The following is a 17,833-nucleotide window of genomic DNA, read 5'->3' on the forward strand; positions in this document are numbered from 1 at the left end:
GTGCCCCCTCATTACGCCGCTTTCGGCTGTTTTTCGTAGAGGAAATGGAGGATCTGCTGGCGTATGTGGTGATAGCGGCTGTCGTCCGCCAGCTGCACCCGGTTGCGCGGGCGCGGCAGATCGACGCGCAGGATCTCACCCACGGTGGCCGCCGGGCCGTTGGTCATCATCAGTACGCGGTCAGAGAGTAGTACCGCCTCGTCCACGTCGTGGGTGATGAGCACGATGGTGGTGTTCAGCGCCTGCTGGATCTGCATCACCGAGTCCTGAAGATGGGCGCGCGTCAGCGCATCCAGCGCGCCGAAGGGTTCATCCATCAGCAGGACTTTCGGCTTCATCGCCAGCGCGCGGGCAATCCCGACGCGCTGCTTCATACCGCCGGAGATCTCCCCGGGGCGCTTATGCAGCGCGTGGCCCATCTGCACCCGGTCGAGATTGTGCTCAATCCACGCTTTGCGCTCGGCCTTACTCATGGTGTGACGGAAGACCTGATCCACCGCCAGCGCCACGTTGTCGAAGCAGGTCAGCCACGGCAGCAGCGAATGATTCTGAAACACCACCGCGCGCTCTGGCCCCGGCCCGGCGATTTCGCGGTTGTCGCAAATCAGCCCGCCTTCCGTCGGCAGCGTGATCCCGGCGATCAGGTTTAACAGCGTCGACTTGCCGCAGCCGGAGTGACCAATCAGACTGACGGTTTCGCCCTCGTGGATATCAAAAGAGACGTTTTGCAGCGCCAGAAACTCGCCGCTGGCGGTGGAAAAACGCTGGCTCACGGCCTGGACCTGAATTAACGGTTTCATCTTCACTCCTTATTTTTCCTGCCAGCTAAAGCGACGGGCGATCAGCATCAGCCCCTGCTCCAGCAGCAACCCGACCACGCCAATGATGACGATGGCGATGAGAATGTTTTCGACGTTGAGGTTGTTCCACTCATTCCAGATCCAGAAGCCAATGCCTAAACCTCCGGTGAGCATCTCGGCGGCGACAATCACCAGCCAGGCAATGCCAATGGAAAGACGTACCCCGGTCAGCACCGCAGGCAGCACGGCCGGGAAAAGAATGCGGCGCATGATGGTCCACTCTGAGAGTTGCAGCACCCGGGCCACGTTGAGGTAGTCCTGCGGAATACAGCGCACCCCTTCGGCGGTGTTAATGACCATCGGCCAGATGGAGCAGATAAAAATAGTCCAGCTCGATGCAGGCTCCGCTTTCTGGAACAGCAGCAGGCCGATAGGCAGCCAGGCCAGCGGGCTGACCGGACGCAGTAGCGCGATCAGCGGGTTGAACATGCGGGAGAAAAAGGTGAAGCGGCCAATCAAAAAGCCCAGCGGAATGCCCGCCAGCGCCGCCAGACCGAAGCCGATGGCGACGCGCTGCAACGACGCCAGCACGTTCCAGCCAATGCCCATATCGTTTGGCCCGTCGCGATAAAACGGATCGGCAAACAGGGTCATGGCCGAATCGAGCGTGCTGAGCGGCGTCGGAAAGCCTTTACTGTTTATCGCCGCCAGCTGCCAGAGCACCACCAGCAGGCCGAGACCGAGCAGCGCCGGGATGACGCGCTGTAAAAAATCATTCATCCGACGCGTAAACGCGGGCGCACGACGGCGAACCTGTAACGGAGGCAGGACTATCACTTCCCCGCTCTCTGACGTCTCTTGTGGTTTTGCATTTTGCAGATGCTGCATACTCAGGCCCCTTTACGGTGAATGGCGAAGCGGTTGGCGTACCCTTCCGGATCGGTGCCGTTCCAGACGGTGCCGTCCATCAGGGTGCTGCTGCGATACGGTGATGACGGTGTGGACATGCCGCCCACGGCGGTCGCGGCATCCTGCCAGACCGCGGTCTGGTTAATGCGCTGTGCAATGCCCGCGTAATCCGGCGCGGCGTTGAGCAAGCCCCAGCGGCGGAACTGGGTTAAGAACCACATGCCGTCGGAGAGATACGGGTAGCTCACGGCACCCTCGTTGAAGAAACGGATCGGGTGCGCATCCTGCCAGCGCTGACCGACCCCGTTGTCGTACTCGCCGAGCATGCGTCCGGTGAGATACTGTTCCTTGCAGTTGAGCCAGGCGCGGCGCGAGAGGATCTGCGCGGTTTCGCGTTTGTTTTCCGCTGACGCCTCGATCCAGCGCGCGGCTTCCATCACGGCGCTCACCAGCGCCCGTGCGGTGTGCGGATTTTTCGCCACCCAGTCGCGTCGGGTGCCGAGGATCTTTTCCGGGTGATCGGCCCAGATGGACTGTGACGTGGCGGCGGTAAACCCGATGCGGTCGTTAATCGCCCGCGCGTTCCACGGCTCGCCAACGCAAAACCCGACCATGTTGCCAATGCGCATGTTCATCACCATCTGCGGCGGCGGCACCACCACGGTGCGCACGTCGTCAAACGGGTTAATCCCCGCGCTGGCCAGCCAGTAGTAGAGCCACATGGCGTGCGTTCCCGTCGGGAAGGTATGCGCGAAGGTGTAGGTTCCCGGCGCCTGCTGCGCAATCAGCTTTTTCAGCCCGTCGAGGTCACGAACGCCCTTCTCCGCCAGATCGCTGGAGAGCGTAATGGCCTGACCGTTCTGGTTGAGGGTCATCAGGTTCGCCATCTGCTGCGGCTTGCCCGCGATACCCAGCTCCAGACCGTACAGCAGGCCGTAAAGAATGTGCGCGGCGTCCAGTTCGCCCGCCACCAGCTTGTCGCGCACCGCCGCCCAGCTCGCCTCTTTGGTCGGCACAATAGTAATGCCGTGTTTTTTATCGAACCCCTTCAGGGCCGCGATAACCACGGGCGCGCAGTCGGTCAGAGGTATAAACCCGATACGCACGGTATCCTGCTCCGGCTTATCTGACCCCGCCGCCCATGCGGCCTGCATGACACCCGGCAATAGCATCGCACCACTCACCAGCATGCTGGCCTGCAATAATCGCCGTCTCGACAAATCCGCCATAATTGCTCCTGAAAAAAGGCAAAAAAAAGCGCCCGACGGTGCTGAAGCACCGCTGGACGCCTTTATCCCGAAGACGCATGCACCGCCGTTGGCGCATCGTCGAAAATGGTTAATCTGTTAATGCAAAGGTAATGCCAGCTTTTCATCCCCGGCGTTACGGGGTTTCTGCAAGAAGAGCGCTGTATTACGCACCTCAATCAGGCATAAATTGCCCACTGACTGTGCAACTACTCCCCAGGGGGTATCTTCCACAGATTTTTCACCGTAAGCAGCGCACGGGCGATATCTACCATGCGTTGGTTTTTATCCATCGCCATTTTGCGCAGGGCGGTCCACGCCTGCTCCTCGCTCATGTTCTGGTGCGTCATCAGCACGCTTTTGGCTTTGTCGATGGTCTTACGCTCCTCCAGCGTGTCGCGCAGGGAAGCAAGCTGACGGGAGAGTTGCTCAATTTCACGCGCCTGCTGGCGCACCAGCGGCAGCAGCGGTTTATCCGGAAATCGCGCCAGGATATCGTCGTGTTCATCGTCTGCGTGCAGGTTTTCGCTATAGCGGCGCTCCTCAACTGCCGTCATCAGATCGGCAATTGCCACCTCCTCCAGCGTGCGCAGGTGCTCAAGGCGCGCGGTTTGCAGGGCAAACCATTTGAGGGCGGTATCACCGTTATCTGCCGGAGGCTGGCGGGTGCACGCTTCACGCCTGAGTTTTTCAGTCTCCAGACCCGGCAGGCAGTTGAGGGTAAATGACTCCTGCACGTCTGGAGTGCAATGGGAGATAAAAACCTCAAAGCAGGCCTGCTGGCCATCAATGCGATCCACCAGCCGCTGGCGGGTTTCATCGTCAAAGAATCCCTGGGTGAAACCAATAGCCCCCAGCGCCCGCTCTTGTCCCACAAGTTCTTTGCCCTGCATCAGGCTGTAAAGGGCCACAAATCGGCCCGCGATGTGCGGATCGTCAATGCTGTCGCTGAGTTGGGGTACGATACTGAGCAAATGACGCAGTATGCGGCTGTAATGTTCCATCGCCTGCGGCGCGGTGACGCATTGACCTGTAACGCCATCACGCAGCGCCGTTAGCGTCTCAAGGCCGTGCAGTGCGCTGGCAATACGTTCGCACAGGGCGCTGCCCGGGAGCGGTTCGTTAAACTGAAGGTGCAATGCGGCGAGGTTTTCATCCACCAGGGCCCTGCTGGCCTTGCATTCAGGCGCGTACAATTTGCCCTGCGAGCAGAGCCAGACATTTGACGCACCGCGCTCGCACTGTAGCATATGCACCAGTCGACTGATGCCGTTCACCAGTGCGCCCAGCTGCGCCAGTCTGCCGAGCTGTTCCTCGCGCAACATTCTCGCACGCTGGAACCATTCGGTTGCGCCAGGGGAACTGCCAGCCACTATCGTCATCGTTTCTCTCCCCGATACGTATTCTTCGGTACGAGAAGCAATATTCGTGCCTTTTCAAAGAACAGGAGTCAACATGCAGAAGATTATGATCGTCGCCAACGGTGCGGCCTACGGCAGTGAATCCCTTTTTAACAGCCTGCGCCTGGCAATCGCGCTGCGCGATAAGGAGAGTGAGCTGGAGCTGCGCCTCTTTTTGATGTCCGACGCCGTCACGGCCGGGCTGAAGGGGCAAAAACCCGCAGAGGGCTACAACATTCAACAAATGCTGGAGATCCTGACCGCGCAAAACGTTCCGGTCAAACTGTGCAAAACCTGTACCGACGGGCGCGGCATTACCGGGCTGCCGCTGATTGATGGCGTGGAAATTGGTACGCTGGTGGAGCTGGCTGAATGGACGCTTTCCGCCGATAAAGTATTAACTTTTTAATAATAACCCGCTAAAAATATTATTTTCTTATGGACGCGGTTTCAGCATCAAGTTTACCTGCACCGTTGCCGATAGGCATGGAAACAACACAGCAGGTATTACACTTATGTTCAGATCCATTCGCGCCCGCATCATTGCCGCGACGACAGGCTGTCTGGTCGTCGCCCTTCTTCTTAATACCATTATTAACTTTCAGGTCACGCGCCAGGATAATCAGCAGTCGCAGCGCGATATTCTGACCAGCACCAGCGCCAGCCACAACATGGCGATTGCCGACTGGGTGAACAGCAAAATAACCGTCATCACTTCGGCGCAGTCGGTCGCGCTCAGCGACGATCCGGTTCCGGTGTTTAAACAGCTTGCACTGGCGGGTGGATTTACCAACGTCTACGTGGGTTATGCCAGCAAAACGGCTAAATTTTCTGACCCAACCGGGGTGCCCGCTGATTACGATCCCACCCTTCGCCCGTGGTATCAGCAGGTCGTCAGCGCTGATGGCCCGGTAGTGACTGCACCCTATGTGGATGCGGGCACCGGGAAACTGGTGGTGACGTTCGCGGTACCCGTTAAAGAGCAAGGCGCCCTGAAAGCGGTGGTGGCGGGCGATGTGGCAATGGACAGCGTGGTGGCTAACGTGCGCGGTATTCACCCGACTCCGGCCAGCAGTGGACTGCTTTTGGACAGCAACGGCACCGTAATTGCCGGCAGCGATCCTGCGCTGACGCTTAAGCCGTTTACTGAAACGATCAAAGGGACCGATTTTGCCACTCTGAAAAGCGGCAACCTGGTTGACGGAACGTCAAACGGACGCGAAAAAACGTTCCTGGCCACCGCCGTGCCGGGGACGCACTGGCTGCTGGTTGTGGCGCTTGATAACGGCGATGCCACCGCCGGGATGCGCTCATTGCTTAAAGCATCTGCACTGTCGCTGGCAATCCTCGCCCTGCTGAGCGGAGCCCTCATGCACCTCCTGATTGCCCGCCTGCTTAAGCGGCTGTTCGGTATCCGTGACGCGATGAACAACATTGCCAACGGTACTAACGATCTGTCGCAGCGTCTGCCGGATAAGGGGGGCGATGAAGTGGCGCAAATCGCGCAGGCGTTTAACGCCTTCAGCGATAAGCTTTCTGTGGTGATGGTCCAGCTGCGTGATGCCAGCGCCTCAGTGAAAAACGCCGCGCATGAGATTGCGGCGGGTAATCAGGATCTTTCCGGGCGTACCGAGCAGGCGGCATCAAGCCTTCGCGAAACCGCCAGCGCCGTGGAAGAGATCACGGCCTCCGTTACGCAGTCAAACGAGTCGGCAGCAGAAGCGAACGAACAGGCGAGCAAGGCCTCTGCCGCCGCATCCCGCGGCGGCGACGTCGTCGCTCAGGCCATCAGCACCATGCAGTCCATCGAACTGGCTTCCGCGAAAATCGGCGATATCACCAGCGTCATTGACGGCATCGCCTTCCAGACCAATATCCTGGCGCTTAACGCCTCGGTGGAAGCGGCGCGTGCCGGGGAACAAGGCCGTGGGTTCGCGGTCGTTGCGGGGGAAGTACGTAACCTGGCCAGCCGCAGCGCTCAGGCGGCGAAAGAGATCAAATCCCTTATTGATTCCACCACCGAAAGCGTAGCAACCGGCTCCCGGTTTGTGCACCTTGCGGGCGACAGCATGGATGAGATCCGCGCCAGCGTCGGGAGCGTGTCTGGCATTATGCGTGAAATATCCATTGCCACCCGGGAGCAGATGAAAGGGATCCATGAGATTAACCACGCGGTGACTCACCTGGATCGCATGGTGCAGCAGAACGCCGAGCTTGTTGTACAGTCTGCTGCGGCGGCCAGCGCGCTGCAAAGCCAGGCGGGCGACCTTGCTGAGACCGCTGGCCATTTCCGCATATAATTTTTCCCGGGCGCGCGTTAAGCAGGGTAAACGCGCGTCCGCTGAAAGGTTTCATGGATTTTGTCATTTTTGTTTAATCGTTGCGCCATTTTTTGATCGAAATCAGCATCCCACCCCTGCCCCTTTGGTGTTATGCAATGAGTAAATTGTGAACAACATCACGCTCGGGATGGGCAAAAACGACGGGGTATAAAATGGCACGAGTGAAAACAAGTCTGAAACTGTTTGGCGGGGATACGGTAGTGGTGCGTTGCTCAGAGCGTTGCCGCATCCATCTGATAAGTTCGAAAGGACAGAAACAATCGCAGGCAGATATCCTTACCGTCCAGGACGACAAGGCCTGGCTGACGGTGCCTTACACCGGCACCTGGGATGTGCTGATCGACAGCCACAGCCAGTCGCTCGAACATTCCGTAAGTTACGTGGCGGCATAACCATAAACGCCCGGCCAGCCGGGCGTATTATCAGGCAAAACCCGGCCGCAGCGTATTGCTGAGCGGGTTCCCTTCCAGCAGCGCTTTCACCTTCACCACCAGCTCACTCAGACAGTCGTCCTGCATACCGAGACGCGTCAGCTCCTGATCGAGCGAGAAAAGGTACTGGGCGTTAGTACCCAGCGGTCCACTGGCGGCGGCAATCAGCGGGGCAATCACCTGGGTTCGGGTGTCGGCTTCATACAGCGGGTGGCGCGGATCCATAATGAACACCAGCGCGTTGACGGTGCGGCCGTCATCCAGTTCCAGCTTGCACCAGCTGGGCATATAGCAGCCGGTGATCATCTCGCGCTTCCACAGCAGCGTCAGCTCATCTTCCAGCGTGGTATCCGGCAGCCGGTATGCCACGCCCGTGGTGCGCCCGCCCTCTTTTAGTGCAAGCATGCGTCCTGGCTGACACGCGCTGCCGCGTCCGGCGGTCAGGCGCAAACAGAAGGCGCGGTGCCAGCCAGGCAGCGTTCCGGTTGCCGATTCAACAAATTCGAGCGCCGGGTTCCACATCAGCGAGCCGTAACCAAAGATCCAGACCGGGCCATCATCCGGGCGGCAGGCCAGCGTTGCCGCAAGCGACGCCGCACGTTGTTCAGCCGACCACAGAAGCGATTCCTCAATAGCACCAAATGCCGTCTTACAATCTGCCTTCATCAAGAAATCACGCGTTAACACATTCCACCTCCGCCACTGCATGCTTCCTTGCGACTTCTGTAATTCGCCTTCCCGGCATTCTGTGCTGTTCATTTTAACAGCAGTTGAGCAACGATAAGCAATTCGCGGGCCAGATGCAATACAGCGGCAGGTCAACCGCCTGAAATGTCAAAAGGGAGGCAGCGTATTATTCGCGGCTATTTCTTTTTGTGCCATTTATCATCGTCCCCTTTCTCATAGTCATTTTTTACGGCGGCCCAGGCCACCTTATGGGCCGTCTCTTCGCGGCTGGCATCGTCCCGGCGATCTTTTTTATCTTTGTACTGATCCCAGGCGCTGTTAAAGGCTTCTTTGTAGATATCCTGGGCGTGGGCAGGCAATACGTTTTGCACGTTATCTGGTAATTCGCTTTTCGATTTGTATGGCATCGTTAACCTCTCTTTTGGCTAAAAGATAAGTGTGGACGACGATACGCGAGGGTGCCAGCCAACAGAAAGAAATAAACAATATAAAAATGCAAGTCATTGTTATTAAATTAATATTTAACAGAGATATGCCATTATAAGCCTCAGACATAAAAATTATAATAAAGGGTAAAACTAAGTAAAAAATACAGGGTATTTAAAAGATTTCTGTTAGTTTAATACCTTTAAAATCTATCTATAATTACAAGCACCTGCATTGTTGGAGAAACACATGACAGCAACACACGAGGCGGTGAAAACCCGCCACAAGGAGACCACTCTCATTTTCCCGGTTCTGGCACTGGCTGTGCTGCTCTTCTGGGGAAGCAGTCAGTCATTGCCAGTGGTTGTGGGGATCAATATTCTGGCTCTGGTGGGTATTTTAACCAGCGCATTTAGCGTGGTACGCCATGCGGATGTTTTAGCCCACCGTCTTGGAGAGCCGTATGGGTCATTAATTTTAAGCCTTTCGGTTGTGATTCTTGAAGTCAGTCTCATTTCCGCATTAATGGCCACCGGCGACGCCGCGCCAACGCTAATGCGCGATACGCTCTATTCCATCATTATGATTGTTACCGGCGGCCTGGTCGGTTTTTCACTTTTATTGGGTGGTCGCAAATTTGCCACCCAGTACATGAACCTTTTTGGCATTAAACAGTACCTGATCGCCCTGTTCCCGCTGGCGATTATTGTGCTGGTATTCCCGATGGCGCTGCCGGGTGCAAATTTCACCACCGGCCAGGCGCTGCTGGTGGCGCTGATTTCCGCGGCGATGTACGGCGTGTTCCTGCTGATCCAGACCAAAACGCACCAGAGCCTGTTTGTTTACGAGCATGAAGACGACGGTGACGACGATGACCCGCATCACGGTAAGCCGTCGGCTCACAGCAGCGCGTGGCATACGGTTTGGCTGATCGTGCATCTGATTGCCGTTATTGCTGTCACCAAGATGAATGCGAACCCGCTGGAGGCGCTGTTAACTGAACTGAACGCGCCGGTCGCCTTTACCGGTTTCCTGGTGGCCCTGTTGATCCTGTCGCCAGAAGGCCTGGGAGCGCTGAAAGCGGTGCTCAATAATCAGGTGCAGCGTGCGATGAATCTGTTCTTTGGCTCTGTTCTGGCGACCATCTCCCTTACCGTTCCGGTGGTAACGTTGATTGCTTTTATGACGGGAAATGAATTGCAGTTTGCGCTGGGTGCGCCAGAGATGATTGTGATGGTGGCATCCTTGCTGCTGTGCCAGATTTCCTTCTCCACCGGCCGCACCAATGTGCTGAACGGCGCGGCGCATATGGCGCTGTTTATTGCGTATCTGATGACAATATTTGCGTAATTTTTTTGCGGGGTGGCGCTGCGCTTACCCGGCCTACAAAACCCGTAGGCCCGCGCAAGCGTAGCGCCGCCGGGCAAAGAAAAACCCGCCGAAGCGGGTTTTTTTATTAGTTGCTGGTATCCAGCTCGTCGAAGCTCTTCACCAGATCGTCAATCGCTTTGATCTGTTTCAGGAACGGCTCCAGCTTATCCAGCGGCAGCGCGGATGGACCGTCGCATTTCGCGTTAGCCGGATCCGGGTGCGCTTCAATGAACAGACCCGCCAGGCCAGTTGCCATACCGGCGCGCGCCAGTTCGGTCACCTGCGCACGACGCCCGCCAGACGCGGCGCCAAACGGGTCGCGGCATTGCAGGGAGTGGGTCACGTCGAAAATCACCGGAGACTGGTTAGAGACGTTCTTCATCACGCTGAAGCCCAGCATATCCACAACCAGGTTGTCATAACCGAAGTTTGAACCACGGTCGCACAGGATAACCTGGTCGTTACCGCCTTCGATAAACTTGTCGACGATGTTACCCATCTGGCCTGGGCTCACGAACTGCGGTTTTTTCACGTTAATCACGGCACCGGTTTTCGCCATCGCTTCCACCAGGTCAGTCTGGCGAGCGAGGAACGCCGGAAGCTGAATCACGTCTACCACATCAGCCACCGGCTGTGCCTGAGACGCCTCGTGCACGTCGGTGATCACTTTCACGCCAAACGTCTGTTTCAGCTCCTGGAAAATCTTCATCCCCTCTTCCAGGCCCGGGCCACGGTAGGAGTGAATGGAGGAGCGGTTGGCTTTGTCAAAAGAGGCTTTAAACACGTACGGGATGCCCAGTTTTTGGGTCACGGTCACGTAGTGTTCGCAGATGCGCATAGCGAGATCGCGGGATTCCAGCACGTTCATACCGCCAAACAGCACGAACGGCAGGTCGTTTGCCACGTTGATATCACCAATGCTAACCACTTTTTGTTTCATAGGATCGCCTTATTCAGGTGTGAATCGGAATTAAGATTAATGCAGTGTAATGTGTTTATGCGCGATCGCGTTGATCTGCGCGCGGATCATCTCGCTGATCGGGTCTTCCGGACATTGCTCGACGAAATAATTTAAATCATTCAGCGCCACGTGCTCGCAGTCGAGCTGCGCATAAATCAGGCCGCGGTCGCGGATTTCGTACGGATCTTCCGGATTGAACTGCAACAGCACTTCGCTTGCGCGCAGGGCCAGCTCCATCTGACGCTCTTCCATCAGCGCAGACTTCAGCGTATCCAGGAGCTTGCGGATCACTTCGGCGTTATCGGCTTCATCGAGATCTTCATTGAACAGCTCAGCTATCGGGCTGATGTTGCCTTTCAGCCAGACGTCCAGCGTATGCTCATCCAGCGTGTCGCCGTTAAACGGATTGATTAACCACATCTCACCGTCCAGCCACTCCGCCCGCAAAATCATCTGCGTCGGGAAAATGACCGGCACCAGTGGAATCTCCAGCTCGTGCGCAACCCACAGTAAAATGGCGCCCAACGCGACGGCGCTGCCCTGACGATTTTTCAACACCTGGTCCAGCCACAGTGCGTCAGACAGGCGGTACACGCCTCGCGTGTCGCAGAAACCCCATTCGCCGTAGAAAAGCTCAATCAGCTTCTCTAATTGCCAGTCCTGCGGACGTGCCTGATTGATCTCTTCGCGCGCCAGGCTGACCAGATTCTCCAGTTCAGCGTAAACGTACTGTGACGTAAAATCGTCGCGGATCATCTCTGAAATCAGGATCATACCATCGCAGAGCGGCACTTTGTTAAATTCGAAATCGGCTAAGGACCTCATGACTTACCCCAGTAACGGTATTCTTGTGGTGGCGAGTTTAATGATGATGTACAGCACCACCAGACCCAGCAAAAAGGCGATAAACCCTGTCTGCTGGCTGCGCGGACGATGACGCCCAAGCGCGATAAAACCCAAAACGATGTAGATGATAACGCCAAACAGCTTCTCAGTCAGCCATGCGCCTTTATCAGTAAATGGCAGATAGCCGGTCTTCCACATTAACCCGGCTCCGGAAAGGAACAGCACCGTGTCGATACAGTGCGGGGCGATGCGTACCCAGCGGGCGTTAATCAGCGGATTGTTGTTGTAGCGCCACCAGTAGCGGGCAATAAAAAAGCCAATGGTCAGGGCAACGGAAACCAGGTGAACGGAGATCAGCAGCGTAAACAGGCTCATGACCGCTGCCCCAGCGTCAGACGTTCATTGCCGCCGTAATCCCGGCAGGTTTCCACGGCAGCGTATCCGGCATGCGTAAACAGCGCTCGCACCGCCTCTCCCTGCGTCCAGCCATGTTCCACCAGCAGCCAGCCACCGGGAAGCAAATGTTGTCGTGACGTTGTCACAATGTGATCGAGATCCGCAAGTCCCTGATTCGCAGCGACCAGCGCGGTCAACGGTTCAAAACGCACGTCCCCCTGCGCGAGATGCGGATCGTCTTCGTCGATGTAGGGCGGATTGCTGACAACCATTTCAAACATGCGGCTTTCAAGCGCGGCAAACCAGCTGCTTTGCAGAACGGAAACATTGTTCAGCCCCAGCCGTTCAACGTTGCGCCGCGCGAGGGCGACCGCATCAGGCATCACGTCTACCGCCGTCACGGTGCAGTCCGGTCGCTCGCTGGCAAGCGCCAGCGCAATCGCCCCGGTGCCGGTGCCGAGATCGAGGATCTGACACGGCTGCGCTGGTAACCGCGCCAGCGCCTGCTCCACCAGACACTCGGTGTCCGGGCGCGGGATCAGCGTGGCCGCTGAGACGTACAGTGGAAGGGACCAGAACTCCCGCTCGCCAACCAGATGCGCCACCGGCTCGCCGGTTTTACGGCGGGCAAGCAGCGTCTCCAGCTGCGATTGCTGTTCAGCGGTCAGCGCGGTTTCGCCGAAAGCCAGCAGATACGTGCGGGCTTTACCCGTCACATGCTCAAGCAGAATTTCGGCGTCGCGCTTCGGGCTTTCACTTGCAGAAAGCTCACTGGCGGCATGGCGTAACCAGCGCTGAAAATCCATTAATCCTGCTCGGACAGTGCCGCCAGCTGGTCGGCCTGGTATTCCTGCACGATAGGCTCAATCAGCATATCGAGCTTGCCTTCCATTGCCTCATCCAGACGGTACAGCGTCAGGTTGATGCGGTGGTCGGTTACGCGCCCCTGCGGGAAGTTATAGGTGCGGTTACGATCGCTACGGTCGCCGCTGCCCAGCAGGTTACGGCGGGTAGAGGCTTCCGCCTGCTGGCGTTTCGCCATTTCCGCCGCGTGGATACGGGCGCCCAGCACGGATAACGCCTTAGCTTTGTTCTTGTGCTGGGAACGTTCATCCTGACACTCAACCACAATCCCGGTGGGCAGGTGAGTAATACGGATAGCGGAGTCGGTGGTGTTAACGTGCTGACCACCTGCCCCTGAAGAGCGGAAGGTGTCGATGCGCAGATCCGCCGGGTTGATATCCGGCAGTTCCGCTTCCGGCAGCTCCGGCATCACCGCCACCGTACAGGCCGAGGTATGAATGCGCCCCTGCGATTCCGTCGCAGGCACGCGCTGCACGCGGTGACCGCCGGATTCAAATTTCAGTCGACCGTACACGCCGTCACCGCTGATTTTGGCGATAACCTCTTTGTAGCCGCCATGCTCGCCTTCGTTGGCGCTCATGATCTCCACGCGCCAGCGACGGGATTCGGCATAACGGCTGTACATACGGAATAGATCCCCGGCGAACAGCGCCGCTTCGTCGCCGCCGGTACCGGCGCGGACTTCCACAAAGGCGTTACGCTCATCGTCCGGATCTTTCGGCAGCAGAAGCACCTGAAGCTGCTGCTCCATCTCTTCTGAACGCGCTTTCGCATCCTGTAACTCTTCCTGCGCCATCTCGCGCATCTCAGGATCGTCGAGCATCATCTGCGCGGTTTCGATATCTTCCTGGACCTGTCGCCAGTCGGTAAAGCATTTTGAAACATCACTTAACTGCGCGTATTCACGCGACAGCGCACGAAAACGTTCCTGGTCGGCAATGGTCCCGGCATCGCCGAGCAGCGCCTGGACTTCTTCATGGCGCTCGTGCAGAGCTTCCAGTTTAGCGACGATAGAAGGCTTCATAGGCGTAAATGCACCTTGTCTTAGAAAATGGGTATAGGGCGCTATTCCAGCCCGAGGCTGTTGCGCAGAATTGTCAGGCGTTCATCGTCCCCGTCACGGGCAGCCTGCTGAAGAGATTTGGTTGGGGCATGGATCAGGCGGTTGGTCAGTTTCCAGGCCAGATCCTGCATAATCGCCTGCGCGTCGCCGCCCTGTTCAAGGGCCGCTAACGCTTTGGCCGTCAGGTCATCACGCACCTGCTCCGCCTGACCGCGGTATTCGCGGATGGTCTCGCTGACGCTTTGCGCGCGCAGCCAGGCCATAAATTCGCTGGTTTCCTGTTCAACGATGGTTTCCGCCTGCACAGCCGCCGCCTTACGCTGGGCAAGGTTGTGCGAAATGATGCTTTGCAGGTCATCCACGCTGTACAGGTAGGCGTTCGCCAGTTTGCCCACTTCCGGTTCGACATCACGCGGAACGGCGATATCCACCAGCAGCATCGGCTGATTGCGGCGGGATTTCAGCGCACGCTCGACCATCCCTTTCCCGATAATCGGCAGCGGGCTTGCGGTAGAGCTGATAATAATGTCCGCCTCTTTCAGACGTTCATCGATGTCGCTCAACGCAATCACCTCAGCGCCCACTTCATCTGCCAGCACCTGTGCACGTTCGCGGGTGCGGTTGGCGATGATCATCTTCTTCACCTTGTGTTCGCGAAGATGGCGCGCCACCAGCTCGATGGTTTCGCCCGCCCCCACCAGCAGTACGGTGACGGTCGACAGCGATTCGAAGATTTGACGGGCAAGGGTACAGGCCGCGAAAGCAACCGAAACCGCACTGGCGCCAATGTCGGTTTCGGTTCGCACACGCTTCGCCACGGAGAATGACTTCTGGAACATTCGTTCCAGTTCGCTGGCTTTCAGATGCCCTTTCTGGGAATCCGCGAAGGCTTTTTTCACCTGGCCGAGGATCTGCGGCTCGCCCAGCACCAGCGAATCCAGACCGCTGGCCACGCGCATCAGATGGCTGACCGCATCGTTATCCTGATGCCAGTACAGGCTGTTGCGCAGCTCTTCTTCGTTGAGGTTGTGGTAGTCACATAGCCAGCGGATCAGCGCCTCGTGAAGGTTGTCCTGCTCCTCCACGCTTAAATAGAGCTCGGTACGGTTGCACGTCGACAGCACCACGCCACCCTGCACCATCGGCTGTGCAAGCAGGCTGTCCAGCGCCAGGTCGAGCGTATCCGGCGAAAACGTAACGCGTTCTCGCAGTGAAACCGGGGCCGTTTTGTGGTTAATACCGAGTGCTAATAGGGTCATGTTGAGCGGGAGTAGTACCAGCGTTAATAAGGTTAGCAGGACGCATCATACAGGATGCGCGAGATCAATAAAAGAGACTGCCCCCTTTCGGAGTAATAGCTTACGCCACGCTTTGAGATAATTTGAACGTAGACGGTGGCACCCTTCAACGCTAGCATTAACAGTTATAACTGCAACGTATCTCAAGGATTTGTCATCATTATGACCCGAATGATTCGCCTGTTGCCTCTGGCGGCCCTGGTTCTGACCGCCTGTTCCGTTCATCAGCCGAAAGGCCCGGGCAAAAGCCCTGACTCACCGCAGTGGCGCCAGCACCAGCAGGACGTGCTGAAATTAAGCCAGTATCAGACCCGCGGTGCATTTGCTTATCTCTCTGACGAGCAAAAAGTTTACGCTCGCTTCTTCTGGCAGCAAACGGGTCAGGACAACTATCGCCTGCTGCTGCTGAACCCGCTGGGCAGCACCGAACTGGAGCTGAACGCGAAGCCTGGCGAAGCGCAGATTACCGATAACAAAGGCCAGCACTACACGGCAACCGACGCCGAAGAGATGATTGGCAAGCTGACCGGGATGCCGATTCCGCTCAATAGTCTGCGCCAGTGGATCCTTGGCCTGCCGGGTGACGCAACCGACTACACGCTCGACGATCAATACCGTCTGAGCCAGGTAAATTACACTCAGGGCGGTAAAACCTGGAAAGTGGTGTACAGCGCGTATGACAGCAAGACTCAACCGTCGCTGCCGTCCAATATGGAGCTGACGCAGGGTAGCCAGCGTATCAAGCTGAAAATGGACAACTGGATCGTTAAATGATGACCCACTGGCCCTCTCCCGCAAAACTGAACCTGTTTCTCTACATTACCGGACAGCGCGCTGACGGCTATCACACCCTGCAAACGCTGTTTCAGTTTGTCGATTACGGCGACACGATCTCCATCGAACCGCGTCAGGACGGGCAGATTCACCTGCTGACGCCGGTCGACGGCGTGGCGCATGAGGATAACCTGATCGTGCGCGCTGCTCGCTTTCTGATGAAAACGGCGTCGTCGTCGGGTCGTCTGCCAGCGGGAAGCGGTGCGGATATCCGTATCGACAAACGCCTGCCAATGGGCGGCGGTCTTGGTGGCGGTTCATCGAACGCCGCGACCGTACTGGTGGCGCTTAACCACCTCTGGGACTGCGGTCTGACGACGGACGAACTGGCAGCGTTAGGATTGACGCTGGGCGCCGATGTACCGGTGTTTGTGCGCGGCCACGCGGCGTTCGCTGAAGGTGTCGGTGAAATCCTCACGCCGGTCGATCCGCCGGAAAAATGGTATCTGATCGTTCACCCTGGCGTGAGCATTCCTACCCCGGTCATCTTTAAAGATCCTGACCTGAAAAGAAATACCCCGGTACGGTCAATAAAAACGTTATTAAATTGTGAATTCAGCAACGATTGCGAGGATATCGCAAGAAAACGTTTTCGCGAGGTTGATGCGGTGCTTTCCTGGCTGTTAGAATACGCGCCGTCGCGCCTGACCGGTACAGGGGCCTGTGTCTTTGCTGAATTTGACACCGAAACCGCCGCCCGTCAGGTGCTTGAGCAAGCGCCGGTTTGGCTGCATGGTTTTGTAGCGCGCGGGATGAACATCTCCCCCCTACAGCAGGCCATTCTGGCGCAGACTGAGTTTCGGTGACAACGTCACCCTGTTCCAGACGTTGCATCGCGCTCTTTAATACACCGCCTGGATAGCGTTTGCTTAGGCCCCGCAGTTTGCGGCGAACGCTATCCACCACTGGACGCATGCCTGAGGTTCTTCTCGTGCCTGATATGAAGCTTTTTGCTGGTAACGCCACCCCGGAACTAGCACAACGTATTGCCAACCGCCTGTACACTTCCCTCGGCGACGCCGCTGTAGGTCGCTTTAGCGACGGCGAAGTCAGCGTACAAATTAATGAAAATGTACGCGGTGGTGATATTTTCATCATCCAGTCCACCTGTGCTCCAACGAATGACAACCTGATGGAATTGGTTGTTATGGTCGACGCGCTGCGTCGTGCTTCTGCTGGCCGTATCACTGCTGTTATTCCTTACTTTGGCTATGCACGTCAGGACCGTCGCGTCCGTTCCGCGCGTGTGCCAATCACCGCTAAAGTTGTCGCTGACTTCCTGTCCAGCGTCGGCGTTGACCGCGTACTGACGGTTGACCTGCACGCAGAGCAGATCCAGGGCTTCTTCGACGTGCCGGTTGATAACGTATTCGGCAGCCCAATCCTGCTGGAAGACATGCTGCAACTGAATCTGGACAACCCGATTGTGGTTTCTCCGGACATCGGCGGCGTGGTACGTGCGCGTGCTATCGCGAAGCTGCTGAACGATACCGACATGGCGATCATCGACAAACGCCGTCCGCGCGCTAACGTTTCTCAGGTGATGCACATCATCGGTGACGTGGCTGGCCGTGACTGCGTGTTGGTGGACGACATGATCGATACCGGCGGTACACTGTGTAAAGCCGCTGAAGCGCTGAAAGAGCGTGGTGCGAAACGCGTATTCGCTTACGCCACTCACCCGATCTTCTCCGGCAATGCGGTAAACAACCTCCGTAACTCCGTCATTGATGAAGTTGTGGTGTGCGATACCATCCCACTGAGTGACGAGATCAAAGCGCTGCCAAACGTGCGTACGTTGACTCTGTCCGGGATGCTGGCCGAAGCGATTCGTCGTATCAGCAACGAAGAATCCATCTCTGCAATGTTCGAACACTGATCGAACACGGCCAAAAAACCCGCTACGGCGGGTTTTTTTGTTTATAGTATTTATTTGTATGACTTATGCCTCCTTCACC

At 57.1% G+C, this 17,833-nt stretch carries 19 protein-coding genes; 7 read left to right on the forward strand and 12 right to left on the reverse strand.

The genetic code is table 11. From position 1 onward, the window contains the following. Nucleotides 1–11 precede the first annotated feature (11 nt). The 4 genes from O1724_RS13155 to nasR all read right to left on the reverse strand — a co-directional run bounded on the left by O1724_RS13155 (nt 12) and on the right by nasR (nt 4,338). Nucleotides 12–800 carry an ABC transporter ATP-binding protein gene (locus tag O1724_RS13155; RefSeq protein WP_099543500.1) on the reverse strand — a complete coding sequence of 263 codons (789 nt, stop codon included), beginning with the start codon at nt 798–800 and terminating at the stop codon, nt 12–14. A gap of 9 nt (nt 801–809) precedes the next feature. Further along, complete coding sequence (gene ntrB, locus O1724_RS13160) at nt 810–1,688, reverse strand: nitrate ABC transporter permease (protein WP_023324814.1); 879 nt, start codon at nt 1,686–1,688, stop codon at nt 810–812. 2 nt (nt 1,689–1,690) lie between these two features. Beyond that, on the reverse strand, nt 1,691–2,938 hold the full coding sequence (locus tag O1724_RS13165; RefSeq protein WP_022651372.1) for a CmpA/NrtA family ABC transporter substrate-binding protein: 1,248 nt from the start codon (nt 2,936–2,938) through the stop codon (nt 1,691–1,693). A 227-nt stretch (nt 2,939–3,165) separates the two neighbouring features. Further along, on the reverse strand, nt 3,166–4,338 hold the full coding sequence (gene nasR, locus O1724_RS13170) for a nitrate regulatory protein NasR (protein WP_003856683.1): 1,173 nt from the start codon (nt 4,336–4,338) through the stop codon (nt 3,166–3,168). Between the two features lie 73 nt (nt 4,339–4,411). Between nasR and O1724_RS13175 the strand changes: the two genes are divergently transcribed. From O1724_RS13175 to O1724_RS13185, 3 genes are all read left to right on the forward strand, one after another. Then, a complete protein-coding gene (locus tag O1724_RS13175; protein WP_003856681.1) occupies nt 4,412–4,765 on the forward strand; it encodes a DsrE/DsrF/TusD sulfur relay family protein in 354 nt (117 codons plus the stop codon). Between the two features lie 106 nt (nt 4,766–4,871). Continuing rightward, nucleotides 4,872–6,656: a methyl-accepting chemotaxis protein gene (locus O1724_RS13180; protein WP_045351013.1), complete on the forward strand. Its 1,785-nt coding sequence runs from the start codon at nt 4,872–4,874 to the stop codon at nt 6,654–6,656. 194 nt (nt 6,657–6,850) lie between these two features. After that, nucleotides 6,851–7,090 (forward strand): hypothetical protein, encoded by a 240-nt coding sequence (locus tag O1724_RS13185; RefSeq protein WP_003856678.1) that lies wholly within the window; start codon nt 6,851–6,853, stop codon nt 7,088–7,090. 30 nt (nt 7,091–7,120) lie between these two features. On the opposite strand, the gene O1724_RS13190 is transcribed toward O1724_RS13185, so the two are convergent. Together O1724_RS13190 and chaB are read right to left on the reverse strand one after the other, a co-directional pair. Beyond that, complete coding sequence (locus tag O1724_RS13190) at nt 7,121–7,816, reverse strand: gamma-glutamylcyclotransferase (RefSeq protein WP_017384255.1); 696 nt, start codon at nt 7,814–7,816, stop codon at nt 7,121–7,123. Nucleotides 7,817–7,992: 176 nt separating this feature from the next. After that, nucleotides 7,993–8,223 carry a putative cation transport regulator ChaB gene (gene chaB / locus O1724_RS13195; RefSeq protein WP_023314272.1) on the reverse strand — a complete coding sequence of 77 codons (231 nt, stop codon included), beginning with the start codon at nt 8,221–8,223 and terminating at the stop codon, nt 7,993–7,995. A gap of 268 nt (nt 8,224–8,491) precedes the next feature. On the opposite strand from chaB, the gene chaA reads away from it, so the two are divergent. Then, nucleotides 8,492–9,592, forward strand: a complete 1,101-nt coding sequence (chaA, locus tag O1724_RS13200) for a sodium-potassium/proton antiporter ChaA (RefSeq protein WP_126297043.1) — start codon at nt 8,492–8,494, stop codon at nt 9,590–9,592. A gap of 106 nt (nt 9,593–9,698) precedes the next feature. On the opposite strand, the gene kdsA is transcribed toward chaA, so the two are convergent. The 6 genes from kdsA to hemA are packed head-to-tail and all read right to left on the reverse strand — an operon-like array spanning nt 9,699 to nt 15,002. Further along, nucleotides 9,699–10,553 carry a 3-deoxy-8-phosphooctulonate synthase gene (gene kdsA, locus O1724_RS13205; protein WP_003856671.1) on the reverse strand — a complete coding sequence of 285 codons (855 nt, stop codon included), beginning with the start codon at nt 10,551–10,553 and terminating at the stop codon, nt 9,699–9,701. A 36-nt stretch (nt 10,554–10,589) separates the two neighbouring features. Further along, complete coding sequence (sirB1, locus tag O1724_RS13210) at nt 10,590–11,399, reverse strand: invasion regulator SirB1 (RefSeq protein ID WP_003856670.1); 810 nt, start codon at nt 11,397–11,399, stop codon at nt 10,590–10,592. Between the two features lie 3 nt (nt 11,400–11,402). Further along, complete coding sequence (gene sirB2, locus O1724_RS13215; protein ID WP_003856669.1) at nt 11,403–11,795, reverse strand: invasion regulator SirB2; 393 nt, start codon at nt 11,793–11,795, stop codon at nt 11,403–11,405. Next, complete coding sequence (gene prmC / locus O1724_RS13220) at nt 11,792–12,622, reverse strand: peptide chain release factor N(5)-glutamine methyltransferase (RefSeq protein ID WP_003856668.1); 831 nt, start codon at nt 12,620–12,622, stop codon at nt 11,792–11,794. Before prmC ends, sirB2 begins: the two co-directional genes overlap by 4 nt. Next, nucleotides 12,622–13,704, reverse strand: a complete 1,083-nt coding sequence (gene prfA / locus O1724_RS13225) for a peptide chain release factor 1 (RefSeq protein WP_003856667.1) — start codon at nt 13,702–13,704, stop codon at nt 12,622–12,624. The genes prmC and prfA overlap by 1 nt, the downstream gene beginning before the upstream one ends. Nucleotides 13,705–13,745: 41 nt before the next feature. After that, on the reverse strand, nt 13,746–15,002 hold the full coding sequence (gene hemA / locus O1724_RS13230) for a glutamyl-tRNA reductase (protein WP_003856666.1): 1,257 nt from the start codon (nt 15,000–15,002) through the stop codon (nt 13,746–13,748). A gap of 201 nt (nt 15,003–15,203) precedes the next feature. Here hemA and lolB point away from each other — a divergent pair, with 201 nt between their 5' ends. The 3 genes from lolB to prs all read left to right on the forward strand — a co-directional run bounded on the left by lolB (nt 15,204) and on the right by prs (nt 17,754). Beyond that, nucleotides 15,204–15,815 (forward strand): lipoprotein insertase outer membrane protein LolB, encoded by a 612-nt coding sequence (gene lolB / locus O1724_RS13235; protein WP_003856665.1) that lies wholly within the window; start codon nt 15,204–15,206, stop codon nt 15,813–15,815. Next, a complete protein-coding gene (gene ispE / locus O1724_RS13240) occupies nt 15,812–16,681 on the forward strand; it encodes a 4-(cytidine 5'-diphospho)-2-C-methyl-D-erythritol kinase (protein WP_126297042.1) in 870 nt (289 codons plus the stop codon). Before lolB ends, ispE begins: the two co-directional genes overlap by 4 nt. A 125-nt stretch (nt 16,682–16,806) precedes the next feature. Beyond that, nucleotides 16,807–17,754 carry a ribose-phosphate diphosphokinase gene (gene prs, locus O1724_RS13245; protein ID WP_003856663.1) on the forward strand — a complete coding sequence of 316 codons (948 nt, stop codon included), beginning with the start codon at nt 16,807–16,809 and terminating at the stop codon, nt 17,752–17,754. Nucleotides 17,755–17,833 lie beyond the last annotated feature (79 nt).

This window comes from Enterobacter cloacae complex sp. HYC074_NIDB (genome assembly GCF_056673345.1).